This is a genomic window from Arthrobacter sp. SAFR-023 (assembly GCF_051965295.1).
GTDB lineage: Bacteria > Actinomycetota > Actinomycetes > Actinomycetales > Micrococcaceae > Arthrobacter.
On the sequence record NZ_JBQCMF010000018.1, the window covers coordinates 37878 to 58396 of the forward strand.

At 65.9% G+C, this 20519-nt stretch carries 18 protein-coding genes; 8 read left to right on the forward strand and 10 right to left on the reverse strand.

Annotated features, from left to right (window positions below):
• Window positions 1-56 precede the first annotated feature (56 nt).
• The 6 genes from ACTHQX_RS18105 to dinB all read right to left on the reverse strand — a co-directional run bounded on the left by ACTHQX_RS18105 (window position 57) and on the right by dinB (window position 6461).
• Window positions 57-1865 carry a peptidoglycan D,D-transpeptidase FtsI family protein gene (locus tag ACTHQX_RS18105; protein WP_440158562.1) on the reverse strand — a complete coding sequence of 603 codons (1809 nt, stop codon included), beginning with the start codon at window positions 1863-1865 and terminating at the stop codon, window positions 57-59.
• Window positions 1866-1909: 44 nt separating this feature from the next.
• Complete coding sequence (locus tag ACTHQX_RS18110; protein ID WP_440158561.1) at window positions 1910-2578, reverse strand: hypothetical protein; 669 nt, start codon at window positions 2576-2578, stop codon at window positions 1910-1912.
• Complete coding sequence (gene rsmH, locus ACTHQX_RS18115; protein WP_236807975.1) at window positions 2575-3573, reverse strand: 16S rRNA (cytosine(1402)-N(4))-methyltransferase RsmH; 999 nt, start codon at window positions 3571-3573, stop codon at window positions 2575-2577. Before rsmH ends, ACTHQX_RS18110 begins: the two co-directional genes overlap by 4 nt.
• A gap of 173 nt (window positions 3574-3746) precedes the next feature.
• A complete protein-coding gene (gene mraZ, locus ACTHQX_RS18120; RefSeq protein ID WP_102973964.1) occupies window positions 3747-4175 on the reverse strand; it encodes a division/cell wall cluster transcriptional repressor MraZ in 429 nt (142 codons plus the stop codon).
• Window positions 4176-4612: 437 nt separating this feature from the next.
• Window positions 4613-4984: a DUF3040 domain-containing protein gene (locus ACTHQX_RS18125; RefSeq protein WP_387100875.1), complete on the reverse strand. Its 372-nt coding sequence runs from the start codon at window positions 4982-4984 to the stop codon at window positions 4613-4615.
• A 316-nt stretch (window positions 4985-5300) separates the two neighbouring features.
• A complete protein-coding gene (dinB, locus tag ACTHQX_RS18130) occupies window positions 5301-6461 on the reverse strand; it encodes a DNA polymerase IV (RefSeq protein ID WP_440158587.1) in 1161 nt (386 codons plus the stop codon).
• A 162-nt stretch (window positions 6462-6623) separates the two neighbouring features.
• Here dinB and ACTHQX_RS18135 point away from each other — a divergent pair, with 162 nt between their 5' ends.
• Both ACTHQX_RS18135 and ACTHQX_RS18140 read left to right on the forward strand, forming a co-directional pair.
• On the forward strand, window positions 6624-7160 hold the full coding sequence (locus ACTHQX_RS18135; protein WP_440158560.1) for a hypothetical protein: 537 nt from the start codon (window positions 6624-6626) through the stop codon (window positions 7158-7160).
• Window positions 7157-8251, forward strand: coding sequence for a polyprenyl synthetase family protein (locus tag ACTHQX_RS18140; RefSeq protein ID WP_440158559.1), 1095 nt, complete (start codon window positions 7157-7159; stop codon window positions 8249-8251). Before ACTHQX_RS18135 ends, ACTHQX_RS18140 begins: the two co-directional genes overlap by 4 nt.
• 119 nt (window positions 8252-8370) lie before the next feature.
• On the opposite strand, the gene ACTHQX_RS18145 is transcribed toward ACTHQX_RS18140, so the two are convergent.
• Window positions 8371-8724 carry an Rv2175c family DNA-binding protein gene (locus tag ACTHQX_RS18145; protein WP_236807971.1) on the reverse strand — a complete coding sequence of 118 codons (354 nt, stop codon included), beginning with the start codon at window positions 8722-8724 and terminating at the stop codon, window positions 8371-8373.
• A gap of 250 nt (window positions 8725-8974) precedes the next feature.
• Between ACTHQX_RS18145 and ACTHQX_RS18150 the strand changes: the two genes are divergently transcribed.
• Both ACTHQX_RS18150 and ACTHQX_RS18155 read left to right on the forward strand, forming a co-directional pair.
• The gene (locus ACTHQX_RS18150) at window positions 8975-10285 is read left to right on the forward strand and encodes a LysM peptidoglycan-binding domain-containing protein (protein ID WP_440158558.1); all 1311 of its coding nucleotides are present in this window, start codon (window positions 8975-8977) and stop codon (window positions 10283-10285) included.
• A 113-nt stretch (window positions 10286-10398) separates the two neighbouring features.
• Window positions 10399-12633 (forward strand): protein kinase domain-containing protein, encoded by a 2235-nt coding sequence (locus tag ACTHQX_RS18155; RefSeq protein WP_440158557.1) that lies wholly within the window; start codon window positions 10399-10401, stop codon window positions 12631-12633.
• 96 nt (window positions 12634-12729) lie between these two features.
• On the opposite strand, the gene ACTHQX_RS18160 is transcribed toward ACTHQX_RS18155, so the two are convergent.
• Window positions 12730-14121 (reverse strand): class II 3-deoxy-7-phosphoheptulonate synthase, encoded by a 1392-nt coding sequence (locus ACTHQX_RS18160; protein WP_236807969.1) that lies wholly within the window; start codon window positions 14119-14121, stop codon window positions 12730-12732.
• A 75-nt stretch (window positions 14122-14196) separates the two neighbouring features.
• A complete protein-coding gene (locus ACTHQX_RS18165; RefSeq protein WP_440158556.1) occupies window positions 14197-14922 on the reverse strand; it encodes a lysophospholipid acyltransferase family protein in 726 nt (241 codons plus the stop codon).
• Window positions 14923-15033: 111 nt separating this feature from the next.
• Here ACTHQX_RS18165 and ACTHQX_RS18170 point away from each other — a divergent pair, with 111 nt between their 5' ends.
• The 3 genes from ACTHQX_RS18170 to ACTHQX_RS18180 are packed head-to-tail and all read left to right on the forward strand — an operon-like array spanning window position 15034 to window position 17328.
• Window positions 15034-15822, forward strand: coding sequence for an alpha/beta hydrolase (locus tag ACTHQX_RS18170; protein ID WP_440158555.1), 789 nt, complete (start codon window positions 15034-15036; stop codon window positions 15820-15822).
• Window positions 15819-16631 carry an alpha/beta hydrolase gene (locus ACTHQX_RS18175; RefSeq protein ID WP_440158554.1) on the forward strand — a complete coding sequence of 271 codons (813 nt, stop codon included), beginning with the start codon at window positions 15819-15821 and terminating at the stop codon, window positions 16629-16631. Before ACTHQX_RS18170 ends, ACTHQX_RS18175 begins: the two co-directional genes overlap by 4 nt.
• Entirely contained in the window at window positions 16624-17328 is a 705-nt protein-coding gene (locus ACTHQX_RS18180; RefSeq protein ID WP_440158553.1) for a hypothetical protein, read from the forward strand. The genes ACTHQX_RS18175 and ACTHQX_RS18180 overlap by 8 nt, the downstream gene beginning before the upstream one ends.
• Before the next feature lie 25 nt (window positions 17329-17353).
• On the opposite strand, the gene ACTHQX_RS18185 is transcribed toward ACTHQX_RS18180, so the two are convergent.
• Window positions 17354-18499 (reverse strand): ROK family glucokinase, encoded by a 1146-nt coding sequence (locus ACTHQX_RS18185; protein ID WP_440158551.1) that lies wholly within the window; start codon window positions 18497-18499, stop codon window positions 17354-17356.
• 194 nt (window positions 18500-18693) lie between these two features.
• Between ACTHQX_RS18185 and ACTHQX_RS18190 the strand changes: the two genes are divergently transcribed.
• Window positions 18694-20514, forward strand: a complete 1821-nt coding sequence (locus ACTHQX_RS18190; protein ID WP_440158549.1) for an AMP-dependent synthetase/ligase — start codon at window positions 18694-18696, stop codon at window positions 20512-20514.
• Window positions 20515-20519 lie beyond the last annotated feature (5 nt).

Consider the following 20519-nt stretch of genomic DNA (forward strand, 5'->3'; position numbering starts at 1 on the left):
CTGTTGTTCAGGTGTACCGCGGGTCTTTCTTGGCGGGCGTTACTTAGCGAACTGCGTCATTTGGCGAACTGCGGCAGCCTGACGGGCGTGCCCTTGGACGGCGGAACGTTGTACGTCCGCAGTGCCTGGCTCATGACTGAGCGGAACACGGGCCCGTTGGTGATCCCGTAAATGGACCCCTTGGGACGCTGCAGGACCACCTCCACAATAAACCGCGGATCGTCCATCGGCGCCATCCCCACCATCGAGGCGGTGTACCCGCAGAAGCCTGCGGTCCCGTCATCGCAGGGCGATTGCGAGGTACCGGTCTTGGCCCCGACCCGGTAGCCGTCGATCGCGGCCTCCTTGATCTGGCCCTCGGTGACGGCACTTTCGAGAATGTCCCTCACCTGCTGCGCCGTCTGCTCCGAGACCACCCTGCGGGACGGCTTGGCCGCCACCTTTTCCTCGGTTCCGTCCGGGCTGATGTAGCTGTCGATGAGCCGCGGCTGCAGCATCACGCCGTCATTGGCGATGGACTGGTAGGCGCGGACCGTCTGGAGTGTCGACTGCGAGACACCCTGCCCGAAGAGCACCGTGTACTGCTGGCGGCCGTCCCACTCGTCGGCCGGGGTCAGGATGCCCTTCGCCTCGGCCGGCAGGCCGATCTCCGGTGCCTCACCGATACCGAACTTCTGCAGCCAGTCGTGCCGCTGGTCCTTGCTGAGGCGCTGGCCGGCCATCACGGTGCCCGTGTTCATGGACCAGCCCAGGATGCCCGCCAGGGTCCGCTTCTCGGTCCCATGGGAAAAGGAATCGTCGAATTGCTGGCCGTCCACCACCAGGGACGGCGGGATGACGAACGTGTCCAGCGGTTTGGCCTTGCCTTCTTCGATGACCGCGGCGGCGGTGATCATCTTTTCCACAGAACCGGGCTCGTAAGCGGCCGTTACGGAGCGGACGCCACGGTCCTCCGCGGCCACCTTGCCGGGGTCGTTGGGATCCGGCGTATTGGTGTCGGCCATGGCGATGATATTGCCCGTCTTCACGTCCGAGACGATGATGACCCCCCACTCGGCGCTGAGCTTGTCCGACTGGGTCTGGATAGCCTGCTGGGCGAAGTACTGGAGGTCGGAGTTCAGCGTGAGCTTGACGTCCTTGCCGTCCTGCGCGGGCGTCAGTTCATCGATGCCCACGGGAATGCGGAGGCCGTCGGCGCCGATTTCGAACACGCGCTTGCCCGCAGTGCCGCGCAGTACTTCGTCCTGGGTCTGCTCAAGGCCGGCCTGGCCGGTGGTTCCGTTCTCAAGGAAGCCCACAATGCCGCCGGCCACCGAGCCGTTCGGGTAGACACGCTTGCTGGTTCCCTCGGAGAAGATGCCCGGGATCTGCAGTTCCGAGACCCGGTTTTCGACATCCGGCCGGAGGTCCTTGGCCACGATGTAGTAGGTCCTGGTCCCGGTGACGGATTTCCGCACGTCCTCGGTGTCCATGCCGAGTACGGCGGCAAGCTCGGTGATCCCCTGGTCCCGGGAAACGGTGACGAGTTCGTCCTTGCCGTTTACCTTTTCCAGGCGCTTGAAGGATTCGGTCTTGGTGTTTACAGACTGGTCAACGGTGATGTTGTAGCGGATCACGCTGTTCGCCAGCACTGCTCCGCTGGCGTCCAGGATGCTGCCGCGCTCGGCCGGCAGCACGGTGGGGCGCAGCCTGTTGTCCAGGGCAGCTTCAGCCATGCCACCGACGTCCAGTCCCTGCACCAGGAAGAGCTTTCCGCCGACAACCACCAGCAGGGCAAGCATGATGCTCAGTCCGAGGCGGAGCCGTTTCGTGGCGTTAGCAACCTTCTTCTTGCTTGCCTTGCTCTTGCCTTGCGCCACGCTCATCCCCTACTGCTTGCCATGCGGGCTACCAGCCGCCTGTTCTTGCCCTACTGCCCCGGCGCCCTTTGCTCCGGCGCCGGAATGGTGCCGCCGTTAAGGTCCGCGGGCTTGGCAGCAGCCGCCGGCTTGGCCGGCGTCGCAGCGGCCGGGGCCGCCTCCGACTCGGCAACTGCCGTTTCACCGGCAGCCGGTGCCCTGCTTTCCAGCGGCTCGCCCGAACTGGCGGGCGGGACCACGTTCAGCTGACCCGGGACGGCAGGGGCAGCGATCACCGCTCCTGCCGAGTCTCCCTTGACCGCCGGCTTGGCATCTCCGCTCACGGTCAGCGTGGAAAGATCAACCTGGCCTTTGCCGGTGGAAGCAACCATTCCCAATTGTGCGGCCTTGGCTGCCAGATTCTGGGGAGCCTCAAAGTTTTGCACCTGCTGTGTCAGGTCCTGGTTCTGCTTGGTGAGCGCCGTCTGCTCGGCGCGAAGCTTCACCAACTGGTACTGCGCTGTGGAAACAGAGATGTTGAGCACCAGCACCGCAATCAGCGCGGCCGCCAGCATGCCGAAGCACAGGACGACGAAGGGCGCGCGGCGCTTCCGCGGTGCCGACCGGACCAGGGACAGGGGGGTGCGGGCCCTGCGCGCCGAGCCCGGAAGCCCGGCCTCTATGTCGTGGACGCTCGGGCCGGACGGAAGGGCGAGGTTCCTGGCAGCTGCGGTGCTCATGTTGCTCTCCTGGCTCTGATGCGTTCCACTGCGCGCAGCCGGGCTGATGCTGCGCGCGAATTCTCTGCGATCTCTACGGCGGTAGGCACCTCGGTGCCTTTGGTCAGGGTTTTGAGTTCGGCCTTGTGTTCTTCAAGCTCCACGGGGAAACCGAGCGGAGCAGATGATTTGGAGCGGGCTTGGAAAACGCCCTTGACGATCTTGTCTTCCAGCGAGTGGTAGGACATCACGACGATGCGGCCGCCGAGCGCGGTGGCGTCCACCGCCGCCGGAACAGCACGCTCGAGGACCTCGAGTTCCTCGTTGACCTCGATGCGCAGGGCCTGGAAGGTGCGCTTGGCCGGATGTCCGCCGGACTTGGCTGCGGCAGCCGGAACCACCGCCCTGATCTGCTCGACGAGTTCCCCCGTGGTGGTGAACGGCTTTGCTGCCCGGGCGGCAACGATCCTGTTGGCGATGCGCCCCGCGAACTTTTCCTCACCCCACTTGCGGATGATCCTGACCAGTTCCTCTTCGCTGTAGTTGTTTACGACATCCGCCGCAGTCTGGCCGCGGCTGGTGTCCATCCGCATGTCCAGGGGTGCGTCAAAGGAATAGGCGAAACCGCGTTCGCGCTCGTCGAGCTGCAGGGACGAGACCCCGAGGTCCATCAGGATGCCGTGGACCTCCGGAATGCCGAGGTCCTCCAGCACCTCCGCGATTTCGTCGTAAACAGCGTGGACCAGGTCCGTGCGGGCCGCGAAGGGCTTGAGCCGCTCCCCCGCCAGTGCCAGCGCTTCTTCGTCACGGTCGATGCCCACGAGGTGCAGGTCCGGAAAGCGCTGGAGCATGGCTTCAGAGTGCCCACCCATCCCGAGCGTGGCGTCAATCGCCACCGGCGTTTCACCGCGCAGGCGTGCCGCCTCGAATCCGGGCGCCAAAAGATTGATGCACCGGTCCTTCAGGACCGGTACATGGCGTTCGGACGTGGGCTTCGGCTGGTCGGGTTCTGTCATGCCTTCGTCCTTCCTTGAGCGCCTGGAACGGTTCCTTGGGGGTGGTTTCTTGGGCCAGATCCCCATCCGCGCCTATCCCGTTGGCTGCCTGGCTCCGGGGAAGTGAGCCAGGTCGTCGGCAGGGATGGGCGGCTGGAGATCTCGTCCAAGAAACGGTTACGGGGTGGGCCGGCCTAAAGGATGCCGGCGATGGGGTTGTCAGTTTCAGAGAAGGAGGTTTCCTTCTCCGCCAGGTACTCATTCCAGGCCTGGGCATCCCAGATCTCCGCGCGGGTGCCGGCCCCAATTACGGCCAACTCCCTGCCGAGCCCTGCATACTCCCGGAGCGCGGGAGGAATGGTCACGCGCCCCTGCTTGTCAGGTACCTCGTCCGAGGCTCCAGAGAGAAAAACCCGGATGTAGTCACGAGCCGACTTGTTGGAGATCGGAGCCTCCCGGATCTGCTCGTGTACCCTCGCGAATTCCTGCTCGCTGAAGACGTAGATGCAGCGCTCCTGGCCTCGCGTGAGAACAAGTCCGCCGGCAAGTTCCTCACGGAACTTGGCGGGAAGAATGATCCTGCCCTTTTCGTCAAGACGCGGCGAGTGTGTCCCAAGGAACACGTCCCACCGCCCGTCTGCCGTCAGAAGCCGAACAACCCCCGCGCTGCCACTACCCTCTTACGCGCTCCACTTTACTCCACTTCTCCCCACAGTCAACGCGACGCGGTGACTTCTCTGCCGCGGAGACAAACAATTTTCCGCGGAATGGCGGGGATTTTGCCTGGGGGTGGAAAGTGGAGGGAAATTCGGCCGCTTCGCCTTACTGCCGCCGCAGCGATCTCAGCTTTGGCACACCCGCTCCCGTGCGGTTCCCCGGGTTACACGCGCAGTTCCCCGGGTTAAAGCGGAATGACCCGCCGTGGCGGGTCATTCCTGGCTTATTGGCGCCCAACCGGAGCTGGACCCGGTGGCGCAATGTGGATGGTGGTGCGATGTGGAGGATGGTGCGGTGTGGAGGACGGTGCGAAGTGGAGGTGGTGGGAAGTGGAGCGCTGGGCTCAGGACTCCCCGCGGCGCCTTTCATCCCAGCGTTCCTCGAGGCTGTTCATAAAGGAGCTCTTGCTCTTGGACTTCCGGCCATGCCCGCCGGCCTTCGCTTTGCCGGCCGCAGCGCTGCGCATCGTGGCAAAGTAAACTCCGGCGCCCATGACGACGAACCCGAGGACCCCTACGAATATGTTCTGGAGGGAGACCCCTACCAGGAGGAGCAGCACCCCGGCCAGTGTGGCCAGTACGCCAATCACGATGTGCCGGGTGGACCAGCTGCGGCCGGGATCCGAGCCCATGGAATTGGCAAACTTGGGATCGTCCTCATGCAGTTGCCTCTCGAGTTGCTCGAGCAGCTTCTGTTCGTGCTCCGAGAGCGGCATCACGACCTCCTTAAGTAGGCCAACGTCCAGACAGGCCGGAACGGTTGTTCCTGCCTCGTCAACGACCGGCATGCTATCCAGGTTCCCGTTCCTGCCAGCCGTGGCAGATCCAGGAATTCAAGCATACTGACGCGGCGGGTCAGGTGATCCACACATGTCCAGACGTTCGAAATCTTTGTATCTATAAGGATAGTTTGTTGGGCGCTGTTCTGAAAGACGCTGTTCACGGGCGGCAAAAGTGGCTGGCCCTTGACCTGACACCGATTCGCGGCCATAAACGCGGTTTCCCGCACCAGCGGGTGTCGCCGGAATCACGTCAGGGGTTGCGGCTTCCCGGCTCAAGCAGCCGGGCCGGAAGCACGGACTTGCTGCCGAACTTCTCCGCCACCTTGTCCAGTGCCTGTTCAGCGGCCCGCCAGTTGTCGTCGCGCCTGTCCAGGCTCAGCTGAAGGGAGGTCTGGGCGGCCGCTTCGAGCTGCTCCGCACGGACACCCACTAGCCGGACCATGAGGGGCCGGCTGCCCAGCGACTCCAGCAGCTGGATGGCCACGGCGTAGATCAGCTGCGCGCTGTCCAGTGGCGTGTGCACCGTGCGGCTTCGGGTCACCGTGGAGAAATCGGCGTACCGCAGCTTGAGCGCCACAGTCCGTGCCACCAGCCCGGAAGCGCGCAGCCGCTCGGCAGTGCGGTGGGACAGTCGCAGCAGCTCGCGGTGCAGCAGGGCATCGTCCGCTGTGTCCAAGGCGAACGTTTCCTCCGCCCCGATGCTCTTCTCTACCCGCACCGGGGTGACCGTCCGGCTGTCGATACCCCAGGAGAGACGGTGGACGTGTTCGCCGGTGGCGCCCAGCACCTTCTTGAGCGAGGACACCGGCGTCGCGGCGACATCGGCCACGGTACGGATCCCCATGCGGGCCAGCACTTCAGCAGTCTTGCCTCCAACACCCCACAGGGCGTTGACCGGAAGGCTGTGAAGATACGGGACGGTCTGCTCCGGCCGGATGAGCAGCAGCCCATCCGGCTTGCACCGGGTGGAAGCGATCTTGGCCACAAACTTGCTGGCGGCAATCCCCACTGACGCCGTAATGCCCAGCTCGCTGGCGACCCTCCTTCGGATCAGCTGCCCTATTTCACTCGGCGGACCTAGCCTGCGGATGGCCCCTCCGACGTCAAGGAACGCCTCGTCCACGCTGAGCGGCTCAACGAGCTCGGTAATGGACTCGAAGATGCCCATCAGCTGGCCGGAGACCTCATAGTACAGCTTGTGCCTGGGCTCGATGATAACGGCCTGCGGACACAGCCGGTGGGCCACCGCCATGGGCATCGCCGACTTCACGCCGAACCTGCGGGCCTCATACGAAGCAGACAGCACCACGGAACGCTCCGCCGGAAAACCCACTATCACCGGCCGGCCCCGCAGATCAGGGCGGGCGCGCAGCTCCACCGAGACAAAAAAAGCGTCCATATCGACGTGCATGATGCTCGCCCGCCGAAGGTCCCGCAGCCGCGCTTCCGCCTGCTCTCTGTCGTCGTCCGGCCCCACATCTGCAATCCTATGCCCTGCGCCTGACTAAACTGGAGGCTGAATCCGGCATCAACACCCAGGAGGACCGCACCTGTGAAGGTCAATGGAACGCTCATGCCTGCCCGCCTTGGGCTGCTCGCCGTTGGAGCGGCCGTAGTGGCGGCGGCCTCAGCGTGCTCGGCACAGGCGCCCGGTTCCGCAACGCCCGCGGCGACGGCATCGGCCTCACGCGCTGCCGCGCCAACGAACACGGCAGCCGCCACGGCGTCTCCCACGGCAACCGCCAGTCCGTCTGCCTCCCCCGGCACGTCGGCCACCGTGGGAGCGCTCGTCGCCGGCTTCCCGTCAAAGCTTGTGCCCGTGATGCCCGGGGCCAAGGTGGTGGCCAGCAGCTTCGACAAGTCAACTTCCCCGGCCACCGCCGCACTGGTGGGCTCAACGTCGGCCAAGCCAGCCGCCGTCGTCGCCTATTACACCAAGGCGCTGGAAGCGCAGGGCTTCAAGCCCGTCCCCGGCAACTCGGTGGGCAGCGTGGCATCAAAGGACTTTGTACGGGCAGGAAACGAGACGGTTAACATCGCAGTCCCCCAATCCGGCGGAGTTTCAACCTTCACCATCGGCGCCAACGTGACGCCCGAGTCCATCAAGTGATGGTGGCCGAGCAGCTTCGCGTGGAGCAGGCGGACTTCGTGGCCGCCGTAGCGGGAAAGCTGACAGACTTCCTGACCACCCGGCAGTCGATCATGACCGCCATCTCGCCGGATATCGATCCCATCATGGGATCCATCTCCAACCTGGTCACCGGCGGAAAGCGGTTGCGCGCCCTTATGTGCTACTGGGGATGGCGCGGAGCGGGCGGTCCTGCCTCCGCCGAGGACATCGTCACAGCAGGCGCGGCCCTTGAGCTGTTCCAGGCCGCCGCCCTGATCCACGATGACATCATTGACCGGTCGGACACCCGCCGGGGCGGACCCAGCGTGCACCGCCGCTTCATTCAACTCCACGAGTCCCAGGGCTGGGCCCTCGACAGCGAACGCTTCGGCCACGCCGCAGCCATCCTGGCCGGCGACCTGTGCCTGTCCTTCAGCGAGGAAGCCTTCACCGACATCGGCGCAACGGCGGCCTCAGGAAGCAGGGCAAGGCTGATCTTCAACCTGATGCGTTCGGAGGTCATGGCCGGCCAGTATCTGGACATCCTCGAAGAGGTGGCCGGGCCGGTCCGGGACCGTGCAGGGGCTGTCAGCCGCGCCCAGTCAATCATCCGTTTCAAGTCGGCCAAGTACTCGACGGAACATCCGCTCGCGCTGGGCGGGGCGCTCGGCGGGGCCTCTGACGAACTGCTCCGGGGCTACTCCGCGTTCGCACTCCCCCTGGGCGAGGCCTTCCAGCTCCGCGACGACGTCCTGGGCGTCTTCGGAGACCCGGTGACCACCGGAAAACCCGCGGGAGACGACCTCCGGGAGGGCAAGCGGACAGTGCTCGTGGCCTTCGCCCTGGACCTGGCCACCCCCGAGGAGTCCGCGTTCATCGACTCAAAGCTCGGTAGCCCGGAGCTGAGCGAGGACGACGTGGCCGAGATCCGCCGGATCATTGCGGACTGCGGAGCGCTGCAGGCCACAGAGGTGCTGATCGAGGAGTTCGGCGCGGCGGCGTACGCAGCCCTCGAGCTTCTGCCGCTGGAGGACCTCCCCAAGACCGCACTCCGGCGGCTGGCGGAGGCGACGGTGAGCCGGGCCGCCTAAGCGGCCGGCCCGGCCCGTTTGATCACGCTGGGTCTATAACCAGGCTGGATCTATTACCAGGCTGGGTTTATTACCAGGCTGGGTTTATTACCAGTGGGTTTATTACCAGACTGGGTCCACTACCAAGCCAGGGACTGCGCCCGGCGGCGGATTTCTGTCTTGCGACCTTCACGGAGGGCATCGATGGGCCGCCCGCGCAGTGACTCGTCAGGGGTAAAGAGCCAGCCGATGAGCTCTTCGTCCGAGAAGCCCGCGTCTGCCAGCACAACGATGGTGCCCTTGAGGCTGTCCACGACGTGGCCATCCTGGAGGAATGCCGCCGGGACCGAACGGATCCGGCGTTCCCCGATCCGCAGGGCGGCCAGCGCCCGCTCATCAAGGAGCCCGTGGACTTTGGTAATGGACACATCCAACAACTGGGCAACGTCGGGCAGGGGCAACCAGTCGCCTACAAGGGTTTCTACAGTACTCACGGGTCAAGGTTGCCATGGCGGGCGCCCGCAAGCCTAGTCGAAACGGCGCCCGTGTGCGCGCGTTCCCTTTTCGCGCGCGACACTCCCAGCCCGGCGGACTTTCCGGCTGAAATCTGATTCTTGTGCTAACCGAAAAATCGTGAGAGATTCACATAGATAACATTCGCAACACGATTAACACCAGTAACATAGGTATCACGAGCAACCGGCACGACCGACAGCATTCGCCGCTGAGAAGAGGATCTTTCCCATGACGACGACCCGCTCTACCAAGCAGTCACCCCGGCCGGGCCTGCCCCTGATCGCGGCCACGACGGCCACGCTCCCTGCCGTCATGCTTTCCTCCCTCGCGGTCGCCCAGCCCGCAGCGGCCGACGTCCAGCCGGCTACAGTGCCCGCGACGCTCGCCGCGGCCATCGAGGCCCAGGCGGCCGCAGTCAAAGCGGGCATCATCCCCGCAGCCTCCGTGCCGGCCGCGATTCCTTCAGGCCTTCAGCCCACCCGCGTCACGCCGGCGGCCCACACGGTGGTCCGCGGGGACACGGTCAGCGGCATCGCCGGCCGGTACGGGCTGAGCACCACTTCCGTGCTGAAGCTCAACAACCTGAAGTCAAACTCCGTGATCTACCCGGGGCAGCGGATCAAGCTGAAGGCCGCCACGGCTCCGGCGGCCCAGGCGCCCGCCAGAACGGCTGCCAGGACCTACACGGTCAAGTCCGGCGACACGTTGGGCGGCATCGCCGGGCGGCACGGCGTCAGGCTCTCCCAGGTGCTCAGCTGGAACGGGCTCAAGGCATCATCGATCATCTACCCCGGCCAGAAGATCCGGCTCGGTGCCGGCGCCGCTGTCGCTGCGGCCCCGGCCAAGGCGGCCGCACCGGCTGCCGCCCCTTCAGCGTCCTATGTCATCAAGTCCGGGGATACACTGTCCGGCATCGCATCCAGGCACGGCGTCAAGCTCGCGGCCATCCTGTCGGCGAACCGGCTTAGGGTCACCAGCATCATCTACCCTGGCCAGAAGCTCGCCATTCCCGGGAAGGCCAGCGCCGTCCAGCCGGCATCCAGCGTCACGCCGCTCGTGCCCAGCTCCTTCCTCGGCTACACCTACCCGGCAGCCGTTGTCAGCTCGGCCAACAAGAACAAGGCCCTGCTCAACGCCTCGCCGGTTCCGTCCCTTGCCCAGATGCAGTCCATCGTGGCCGACACGGCACGGCGGATGGGCGTGGATCCGGCACTGGCCCAGGCCTTCGCGTACCAGGAATCCGGGTTCAACCAGCGCGCCGTGTCACCGGCCAACGCCATCGGCACCATGCAGGTCATCCCGTCCTCCGGCGAATGGGCGTCCGACCTCGTGGGCCGGAAGCTGAACCTGCTTGACCCGTACGACAACGCCACCGCCGGGGTGGCGATCATCCGCCAGCTGATCCGGACCAGCAGGAGCCTGGATTACGCCATCGCCGGCTACTACCAGGGCCAGTACTCGGTCAACAAGCACGGAATGTACACCGACACGAAGCACTACGTGGCAGCCATCAAGGCCCACCGCAGGACCTTCAGCTGATGCCCTGAATTGGCCTCAGGGCCAGGGTACCCCGGCCGCCGGGAGCATAACGATACGGGTCCGGATCGCATGTTGATTCGGACCCGTTTCAGTGCAGCACTTAGTATCGAAGAGTGCAGGAAAACGCTTTAGGCAGTTTCGTTGGATCGCTGGTGGACAACCGCTACCAGGTGAAGTCCCGGTTGGCGCGGGGCGGGATGTCCACCGTCTATGTGGCCACGGACCAGAGGCTGGACCGTGATGTTGCACTGAAAGTCCTGCATCCCCATCTGGTCAACGACGGCAATTTCCTCGACCGCCTGGCCCGCGAAGCACGGGCAGCCGCCAAGCTCTCACACCCGCACGTGGTGGGCGTCCTCGACCAGGGGCACGACGGAGACACCGCCTACCTCGTCATGGAGTACATCAAAGGGCATACCCTCCGTGACGTCATCAACAGCAAGGGCGCCCTGTCCCCCCGGCTGGCCCTGGCACTCATCGATCCGGTGGTGGAAGGCCTGGGGGCTGCCCATGCCGCAGGCATGATCCACCGCGACGTCAAGCCGGAGAACGTCCTGATCGCCGACGACGGCCGGATCAAGATCGGTGACTTCGGCCTCGCGCGCGCCGTGACAACCACCACTAGCACAGGCGCCCTGATTGGCACTGTCGCGTACCTCTCGCCGGAACTGGTCCTGGGCAAAGCGGCCGACGCGCGAAGCGACATCTACGCCACGGGCATCATGCTGTTCGAGATGCTCACCGGACGCCAGCCGTTCGAGGGCGACGTCCCCGTCCAGGTGGCGTACCAGCACGTGAACTCCACTGTGGGCGCTCCCTCTGGCCTGGTTCCCGGGCTCGCGCAAGAGGTGGACGAACTCGTGCAGTGGTGTACCGCCAGCGACCCCGAGCAGCGGCCGGTGGACGGCAATGCCCTGCTGGAGGAGCTCCGCCACATCCGGACCAACCTCACCGACTCCGAACTGGATCTGCAACCCCCTGCAGCCATTCAGGCTGCCGCGGCGGCGGGCACAGTCCCCGACGCTGGCCCGCGCAGCACGGGCGCTCCGCCCCCACCCGCCCGGATGCCGTCCCGGATGCCGGGAAACCTGCCCGGCCAGGGAGGCGCGGCAACACCGGGAAGCCAGGCAAACGAGACAGACCAGGGAAATCACACCGAGCTGCTGGCGCCCCTAAACAGCGACGACGTCCCTAGGGTCCGCCCCACAGAAGTCATTTCACGCACCAGCAATCCGACCACCGTGTTTTCCACCCCTGTCTCTCCGAGGCCTGTCTCTCCGGGGCCTGTCTCTCCAAAATCCGGCCCAGTCCTTCCGGCCTACGGATTCGACGACGACGACGAGGCGGAGGCGGCGCCGCTCCCGCTGAGCAAACGGGAACAGCGGAAACTGGACCGCCACGAACAAAAAGAACGGTCACGCGCGGCGGCCACTCCCGTCCGGACGCTCCGGAAGGGGAATTCCCGGCGCAGGGGCGCGCTTTGGATTGTTGTCCTGGTGCTCCTCGCCCTCCTCGCCGCCGGCGCGGGATGGTTCTTCGGCATGGGGCCGGGGTCCCCCGGGATCGTGCCGGCCGTGGCGAACAGGACAGTGGCGCAGGCCCAGCAACTCCTCCGGGACGCAGGCTTCCAGTCCAGCACGCAGGACGTCTTCGATGACGATGTCAAGGCCGGCCTCGTGGTGGGATCCGAACCTGGCGCCGGAACGGAGATCCGCAAATTCCAGCAGGTCTCGCTGTTCGTGTCCAAGGGTCCGCAGCTTTTTCCCCTGCCGCAGCTCACGGGCAAGACGCTCGATGCCTCCAAGGAAGCGCTTAACGGCGCCGAGATGGCGCTGGGCAAAGTCACCGGGAAGTTCGACGAGGAGATCCCGGCAGGAACGGTCCTGGGCCAGGCCCCGGCGGCCGGAACGCCCGTGCGGCACGGCACGCCTGTGAGCCTCACAGTTTCGAAGGGCCCGCAGCCCATTCCGGTGCCGGACGTACGCGGACAGGACCAGGATGAAGCCGTCCGTTCAATTGAGGCTGCCGGACTCCAAGCTGAGGTGGCCGACGAAACCGTCCACGACAGGAACATTCCGAAGGGCGCCGTGGTCAGCCAGGAACCCGCTTCGGGAACGCTGACAAGGGGCCAAACGGTCACCCTGACGATTTCCGAGGGGCCCAAGCTCGTAAAGGTGCCCAACTACATCGGCAAGCAGGTGGAAGACGCCACCGAGGCGCTGCGGAAACGCGGCTTCGAAGTCCGCGTCAACGAAGTCCTCGGCGGCTTCTTTGGCACCGTGCGGGACCAGGATCCCGTGGACACCGAGGTGCCCGAGGGCTCCGTCATCACCCTGACCGTGGTGTAGCCGGGACCTTCTGCAAGCCCAACAGCAAAAGACCGGCGCCGGGAAGTCCCCGGTGCCGGTCTGTTTTTGCTTTTGGGCTTAGCGGTGTTGGTCCGCTTAGCGGCGGGTGAGGGCGCCTGCCACGAGGAACGCCATCTCCAGCGACTGCATGTGATTCAGCCGGGGATCGCAAACCGACTCGTAGCGGTCGAGGAACGCTTCCTGGTCGATGGGGTCGGCGCCGCCGAGGCATTCGGCCACGTCATCCCCGGTCATCTCGACGTGTAGGCCGCCGGGAACCGTCCCCAGGGCATGGTGCACCTCGAAGAACCCGCGCACCTCGTCGATCACGTCGTCGAAATTCCGGGTCTTGTAGCCATTGGGTGAGGTGACGGTGTTGCCGTGCATCGGGTCCGTGACCCATAGGACCTGGGCGCCGGAGGCGGTGACCTTTTCCACGAGGGACGGGAGCTTCTCGCGGATGTTGCCGGCACCCATGCGGGTGATGAAGGTGAGCCTGCCGGGTTCGCGCTCGGGATCCAGCTTGTCGATGAGGCGCAGGGCGTCGTCGCCGGACGTGGACGGGCCCAGCTTGACGCCGATCGGGTTGCGGACCCGGGACAGGTAGTCCACGTGGGCGTGGTCCAGCTCGCGGGTACGCTCGCCGATCCACAGGAAGTGGCCGGAGGTGCCGTAGGGCAGGCCGGTGCGGGAGTCGATGCGGGTCAGCGCACGCTCGTAGTCGAGCAGGAGGGCCTCATGGCTGGCAAAGAACTCAACCCGCTTCAGGGCTTCAAAGTCGGCGCCGCAGGATGCCATGAACTGGATGGCGCGGTCAATGTCGCGCGCGAGGGACTCGTAGCGGGCGTGGGCAGGGTTCTCGGTAAAGCCCTTGTTCCAGGTGTGCACCAGTCGGAGGTCTGCGAATCCGCCCTGGGTGAATGCCCGGATGAGGTTCAGCGTGGAAGCGGAGGTGTGGTAGGCGCGGAGCATGCGGCTGGCGTCGTGGCCACGCGACTCGGGAGTGAAGTCGTAGCCGTTCACGATGTCGCCCCGGTACGCCGGCAGCGTCACGCCGTCACGGGTCTCGTCGTTGGAGGAGCGTGGCTTGGCGAACTGGCCGGCCATGCGCCCCATCTTGATGACGGGCATCGCCGCGCCATAGGTCAGGACCACTGCCATCTGCAGGATCGTCTTCACCCGTGCGCTGATCTTGTCCGCCGTGGCACCCTCAAAGGTTTCCGCGCAGTCACCGCCTTGGAGCAGGAAGGCCTTGCCCTGGGCTGCCGCGGCGAGACGCTCACGCAGGATGTCCACCTCGCCAGCGAAAACGAGCGGCGGGAGCGCCGACAGTTCCTTGACGGAGGCGTTGAAGACCTCGGAGTCCTGCCAGCTCGGCTGCTGGGAGATGGGAAGGTCCCGCCAGTTGTCGAGTCCGGGATAGTTGGCCGCACCGCTCTGTGAAGTGCTGGTCAGGGAAGAGGCAGGTTTTGCAGATAGCTCAGTCACACTACTAAGAGTAGTTGGCTGGACCGGCTCGGGACACCCGGACTGTCATGCGCCCGGCTGCACCGTCACAGACAGCTACGCGGACCGGGAGGAACCGGCCTCCCCCGGCTCCGGCCCGGCCTTCCCCGCCAGCCTGAGCTTGACCACCGAGGCGTACTCGTCCACGTATTCCTGCCCGGAGAGCCGCATGAGCTCGTACATGACCTCATCCGTAACAGACCGCTGGATCAGCCGGTCTTCGGCCATGCCCTCGTACCTGCTGAAATCCAGGGGTTTGCCGAAGATCATGCCGATCCGCCGGATGTTCGGCAGCCGCTTGCCGATGGGCTGCACCTTGTCCGTTCCGATCATCGCCACCGGGATGACGGGGACACCGGCCTGGAGGGCCAGCCGGGCCACACCCACCTTCCCGCGGTACAGCCGGGAGTCGGGGCTGCGTGTCCCCTCCGGGTAGATGCCTAGCAGTCCGCCGTGGGTAAGCACATCCATGCCCGCATCGAGCGAGGCCGCCGAAGCCGCACCCCCGGATCGGTCCATGGGGAGCTGGTTGGTCAGCCGGAAGAACAGCGCGGTCAACCGGCCTTTGAGCCCCTTGCCCGTGAAGTACTCGGATTTGGCCAGGAAAATGACGGGCCGCGGCACCATCAGCGGCATAAAGATAGAGTCCGAGAATGAAAGGTGGTTGGAGGCGATGATGGCCGCCCCCTCGGACGGGATGTTGTCCAGCCCTTTGACCCACGGCCGAAAAAGAGTGCGGACCACCGGTCCCAGGAAGATCCGCTTCATGACCCAATAGAACACGTGTCTTACCTCTCCGGAAGGCCACCGCCCGGGCGTTCCAAAGGGCCCGGCGGCACTGCAATGCAACCCTACTCTAGTGAGAATTGTCCGGAACAGTGACACGATGGATCCATGACAGAAAGCAGCGACCGCACAAGGCCCGCCGCTTTCAGCTATGCGGGACACGGAGCCAATGCGCGGATCGGAATCGCCATTTCCCACGGCTTCACCGGCAGTCCCCTCAGCATCCTGCCGTGGGCCGAATTCCTGGCCGCGCAGGGCTATGCCGTCACAGTTCCGCTGCTCCCCGGGCATGGCACGAGCTGGCAGGAACTGGCCAGGACGGGATGGCGGGAGTGGCACGATGCCTTCGAACAGTCGTATCTCGAGCTGGCGGCCAGGACCGACGAATGCTACGTGGCAGGCCTCTCCATGGGCGGCGCCATCGCCCTGCTCACCGCCTCCCGCCACAACGTGGCGGGCGTCGCCGTCGTCAATCCGGGCCTGAGCTTTTACGATCGGCGGGTCCGGATCATTGGCCTGCTGAAGTACATCCAAAGAACCACCGTGCCCATCGCGGAGGAAAACCCGACGGCGCCCCACACCGACGACGGCGACTACTCCGTTACGCCGCTGGCGGCGGTACACCAGCTGAAGAGGCTGTTCGCTGCCGCCGTCCGCGGCCTGCCGCGGATCACTGCCCCGGTGCTGGTCTTCAAGTCGGTCAGTGACGCGGTGGTGCCACCGACTTCCCTCAGCCTGATCCGGAGGCGACTCGGCTCGGCGGCCCTCGATGTGGTGCTGCTCAGGAACAGCGGCCACGTGGCTACGCTGGACACGGACGCCCAGGAGATTTTCGAGTCCTCGGCGCAGTTTTTCCAGCTGCATTCCCGAAGCCACATACCGTCGGAGAAGACATGACTACAGTTCCCGATCACAGCCCGTTCACCAGCGCCTTCTCCGGCGAGGGGCCGTCCATCGGCATCGCCCTGTCCCACGGGTTCACCGGCAGCCCACACAGCCTGCGTTCGTGGGCCCAGTCGTTCGCAGACGCCGGCTTTGCCGTCAGGATGCCGCTGCTGCCGGGCCACGGCACCACCTGGCAGGAGCTGTCCCGCAACCGCTGGCAGCAGTGGCATAACGCAATGGACGCCGCCTACCTGGAGCTCGAGTCCGAATGCGACCTCGTCTTCGCAGCAGGCCTGTCCATGGGCGGAGCCCTGGCACTTCGCCTCGCCGCAACCAGGCCCGTCGCCGGAGCCATCGTGGTCAACCCCGGCCTTGTCATTGATGACCGCCGTGCCCCGCTGGCCGGGGTCCTCAAGCTGGTCCTCAAGAGCACGCCGGCCATAGCCAACGACATCCGGAAGCAGGGCGTCGACGAGGGCGCATATTCCCGTACCCCGGTGGCAGCCGCCCACGAACTGAATAAGATGTTCAAGGACACGGTCCGGCTGCTGCCGCGCATTACAGCGCCGGTCCGTGTGTTCCGCTCCACGGTGGACCACGTTGTTTCCGATACCAGCATCACGGCCCTGCGGCGCGGGCTTATCCACGCCCCGCTGCAGCTCACGCGGCTCGACAACAGTTACCATGTGGCCACGCTGGACCACGATGCCGACCGGATCTTCAGCGGCTCGGTGAACTTCATCCGCTCCGTGGTGGCGGACGGCCACCGGGGATCCGCCGACTCCGCGACAGCCAGCCAGAAGGGCACGACCGATGAATAGGCCCGATTCGAATTCATCCGATCCGAGTGCCAACCAGGATGACGCCGTCTGGCTCGACCTGGTGGCCAGGCTTCAGGGCGACAGCCCGGCTCCCGATGCGGACGCCGTACCAGGCGACGTGCCGAGCGACGGGGAATCCCCCGCTGCCAAGTCCCCGCGCCATCACGGCGGTCCCCGTCACAGCACGGCCACCAACGACGACGCAGCCGACGACGCCAGGCCTGCACCGGCAGAATATCCGGACGCCGGTTCCGGTCCGGAAGGCGCGGCAAGACGCTTCACCGACTTCGATCCGCTGGGTCTGGCGCCACGGGCGCCCCGGGAACTGTCAGCCGCCGAGCGGCAGCAGGCCGCCGACCGTGAGAAAGCAACCGGGCAGGAGAAAGCGGACCGGTCCGGACAGCCTGGCGTTCCCCCCGGCACCGGGTACCCCCGCGACTACAGCGTCGAGGACGACGACGGTGAGTTTGTGCCGGAGGAGCCGCCCAAACTTTCAGCGACGGACCCGCTGACGATGCTCGCGTGGCTGGGCGCCGTCGGCGCTCCGGTTGCCCTGGTCCTGTCGTCGATGTTCTGGCGCTCCGCGCCGCTGCTGGCAATCCTCGGCATGGTGGCCGCCTTCATCGGGGCTGTGGTGTATCTGATCATGAAGCTGCCGCAGGAGAAGGACGAGAACGACGACGGCGCCCGGGTCTGACGCTTCCGTCTTCGGTCGATGGGGCTCAGCGGTGCGTGCGGCTGCTGGCCCGGGACAGGTCGGCAGCCCCGATCAGGCCGGCATTCGGCCCAAGGGCGGCCAGGTCAATTTCTGCGGCAGGGCGGAATCCGCGGCCGGTGAGGTTCCGGGCGAAGGCCTTGCGCGCCGGAGCCACCAGCAGCTCGCCGGCCGCGCACAGACCACCGCCAATCACGAACTTCCCGGGATCGAGGGCGGCAGCAAGGTTCGCCAGCCCCAGACCGAGCCAGTTCCCGACGTCCTCCAGGAGCTCCCGGGAGGCGGCGTCGCCGGCGATGGCCAGTTCGGTCACCGTGGTTCCGGTGATGCGCTCGGCGCTTCCGTCGACGGCCTTCAGAAGTTCCTGCGCCACCGGCGAATTCGCCATCGCCAGTTCCCGGGCCTCCCGGCCGAGGGCATTCCCTGAGGCGTACTGCTCCCAGCAGCCGCGGTTGCCGCACTCACACCGGTGGCCGCCGGGCATGATGATCTGGTGGCCGAACTCCCCCGCCACACCAAACCTGCCGCGCTCGACGCGCCCGTCCATCACCATGGCCCCGCCAATGCCAGTGCCAAGGGTGATGCAGACCAGCCGATCCTGCCCCTGCCCGGCACCGAAGCGCCACTCGGCCCAGGCCGCAGCGTCGGCGTCGTTAACCAGCATCACGGGGCGCCGCAGCAGGTGCTGCAGGTTCGCGCGCAGCGGTTCGTTCCGCCAGGCGAGGTGCGGGCTGAACAGCACCGTGCCGCCGTCGAGATCCATCCAGCCGGCGGCGCCAATGCCCACCGACCGGATCCGGGCACCTGCGCTCAGCTCCTCGACCAGTTCCACGATGACGCGCTCCACCGCACGCGGGTCGCTTCCCGGCGTGGACCGGCGCGCCTCGCGCAGGATGCGGCCCTCGGCGTCCACTACGCCCGCGGCAACCTTGGTGCCGCCGATGTCGATGCCGATGGCAAGTCCCCGGCGGCCCAGCCGCAGTTGCTGCCGGAAGAGACGGTGGCCAGCCAACTGACCCCCGTACCCCGAAGCCAGGCGCCGCGACATTAACTGCCGCGTCTCCGCGCGCCGGGACGCCCAGCCCCGTGGCTCGCCGCTCCGGATGGAGTCAAGGGGCGGGGCTGGCTGCTCGTTGGGCGGGGAGGGCTGCATAGTCCCCCATTCTAGGTGTCGCCGCAGAGCGTCGTCGCAGGTAGGACACCCGGACGACACGACCTCCACACTGGTGGCGCGCACCGCTTCGCCGTAAAGTTACTAATGGGTAACCACGATCTGCCGACCTCGGCCAGGTGACGTACTAAGGTTAGGACTACCCGCTGCGGCCAACGGATATCAAAGGAGCTAACGTGCGCGAATTCAGCGTTCCGCCCTTGGCGAACGTCCCCCTGGACAGCAATATCACGGACCTTGTTCTGCGCCAGGCAGCCAAGGCATCCAACCCTGCCCTGTTTTCGCGCCTCGACTCTGCCGGCCAGTGGCAGGACATCCGGGCCAAGGAATTTATGGCCGACGTGTCCGCCCTCGCCAAGGGGCTCATCGCCAGCGGCGTCGGTGCGGGCGACCGCGTGGGCATCATGTCGCGTACCCGCTACGAGTGGGCACTCATCGACTTCGCCATCTGGTTCGCAGGTGGCGTTTCCGTTCCCATCTACGAAACGTCATCGCCTTCCCAGGTCGCCTGGAACCTGGGCGACTCCGGGGCCGTCGCTGCCTTCGGCGAATCGGACCACCACGAGAACATCATCCGGCAGGCCGCTGCCACCGAAGGTCTCACGGCACTGACCCACGTGTGGCAGCTGGAGGGCGCCGGCCTCGACCCCCTGCGTGCAGCCGGCGCCGCCGTCAGCGACGACGAGCTCGAGGCCAGGCGGCGCTCCGCCGGGCTCCGCGACCTCGCCACCATCATCTACACCTCGGGCACCACCGGCAGGCCCAAAGGCTGCGAACTGACCCACGGAAACTTTGTGGAGCTGTCCGAGAACGCCCTGGCCACCTCACTGAGGGGCATAGTCAATGAGCAGTCCCGCACCATCATGTTCCTGCCGCTGGCACATGTCTTCGCACGCTTCATCTCGGTCCTGGCGGTGGCCGCCGGCGTCACCGTGGCGCACACCCCCGACATCAAGCACCTGCTGCCCGACCTGCAAAGCTACAAACCGACGTTCATCCTTGCCGTGCCGCGCGTGTTCGAAAAGGTGTACAACTCGGCCCTCACCAAGGCCGAAGACGGCGGCAAGGGCGCAATCTTCCACAAGGCCGCCGACACGGCGATCGCCTACTCCCGTGCACGGCAGTCCGGCAGCATCGGCCTGGCCCTGAAGATCAGGCATGCAATCTTCGACAAACTCGTCTACGGCAAACTCCGCGCAGCCATGGGCGGGGAGGTGGCCCATGCGGTGTCCGGCGGCGGCCCGCTGGGCGAGCGGCTGGGCCACTTCTTCCAGGGCATCGGCCTGCAGATCCTGGAGGGCTACGGCCTCACCGAGACCACGGCCCCCGTCAGCGTCAACACGCCGGAGCGGATCAAGATCGGGACGGTCGGGGTCCCGATTCCCGGCAACAGCGTTCGGATTGCCGACGACGGCGAGATCCTCGTCAAGGGCTCCTGCGTCATGCGGGGGTACTACCAACGGTCCGACCTCACAGACGAGTCGTTCGCCGATGACTGGTTCCGCACCGGTGACATCGGCCAGCTCGACGAGGACGGCTACCTGCTGATTACCGGCCGCAAGAAGGAAATCATTGTCACCGCGGGCGGGAAGAACGTGGTTCCCGCGCTGCTCGAGGACCAGATCCGGGCTGATGCGCTGGTGTCACAGGTCCTCGTCGTGGGTGACAACCGCCCGTTCATTGGCGCGCTCGTGACGCTCGACGAGGAGGCCCTGCCGGGCTGGCTGCAGCGCCACGGCCTGCCGGCGGATACGAACCTGGGCGACGCCGCCGGGCATGCCGAGGTCAAGGCCGCCGTGCAGGAGCTCATCAACCAGGCCAACCAGTCGGTGTCGCAGGCGGAGGCCATCAAGTCATTCCGGATCGTGCCGAGTGACTTCACCGAAGCCTCCGGCCACCTGACCCCGTCCATGAAGGTCAAGCGCGCGCAGGTCATGAAGGACTTCGAAAGCGTGATCGAGGACATGTACAAGTCGCCGAAGCCAACCCGCGCCTGATCGGA

Coding starts and splice junctions, on each gene's coding strand:
- ACTHQX_RS18105 (WP_440158562.1), bottom strand. CDS start 1,865: ATGAGCGTGGCGCAAGGCAAGAGCAAGGCAAGCAAGAAGAAGGTTGCT.
- ACTHQX_RS18110 (WP_440158561.1), bottom strand. CDS start 2,578: ATGAGCACCGCAGCTGCCAGGAACCTCGCCCTTCCGTCCGGCCCGAGC.
- rsmH (WP_236807975.1), bottom strand. CDS start 3,573: ATGACAGAACCCGACCAGCCGAAGCCCACGTCCGAACGCCATGTACCG.
- ACTHQX_RS18125 (WP_387100875.1), bottom strand. CDS start 4,984: ATGCCGCTCTCGGAGCACGAACAGAAGCTGCTCGAGCAACTCGAGAGG.
- dinB (WP_440158587.1), bottom strand. CDS start 6,461: ATGCACGTCGATATGGACGCTTTTTTTGTCTCGGTGGAGCTGCGCGCC.
- ACTHQX_RS18135 (WP_440158560.1), top strand. CDS start 6,624: ATGCCTGCCCGCCTTGGGCTGCTCGCCGTTGGAGCGGCCGTAGTGGCG.
- ACTHQX_RS18150 (WP_440158558.1), top strand. CDS start 8,975: ATGACGACGACCCGCTCTACCAAGCAGTCACCCCGGCCGGGCCTGCCC.
- ACTHQX_RS18170 (WP_440158555.1), top strand. CDS start 15,034: ATGACAGAAAGCAGCGACCGCACAAGGCCCGCCGCTTTCAGCTATGCG.
- ACTHQX_RS18175 (WP_440158554.1), top strand. CDS start 15,819: ATGACTACAGTTCCCGATCACAGCCCGTTCACCAGCGCCTTCTCCGGC.
- ACTHQX_RS18180 (WP_440158553.1), top strand. CDS start 16,624: ATGAATAGGCCCGATTCGAATTCATCCGATCCGAGTGCCAACCAGGAT.
- ACTHQX_RS18185 (WP_440158551.1), bottom strand. CDS start 18,499: ATGCAGCCCTCCCCGCCCAACGAGCAGCCAGCCCCGCCCCTTGACTCC.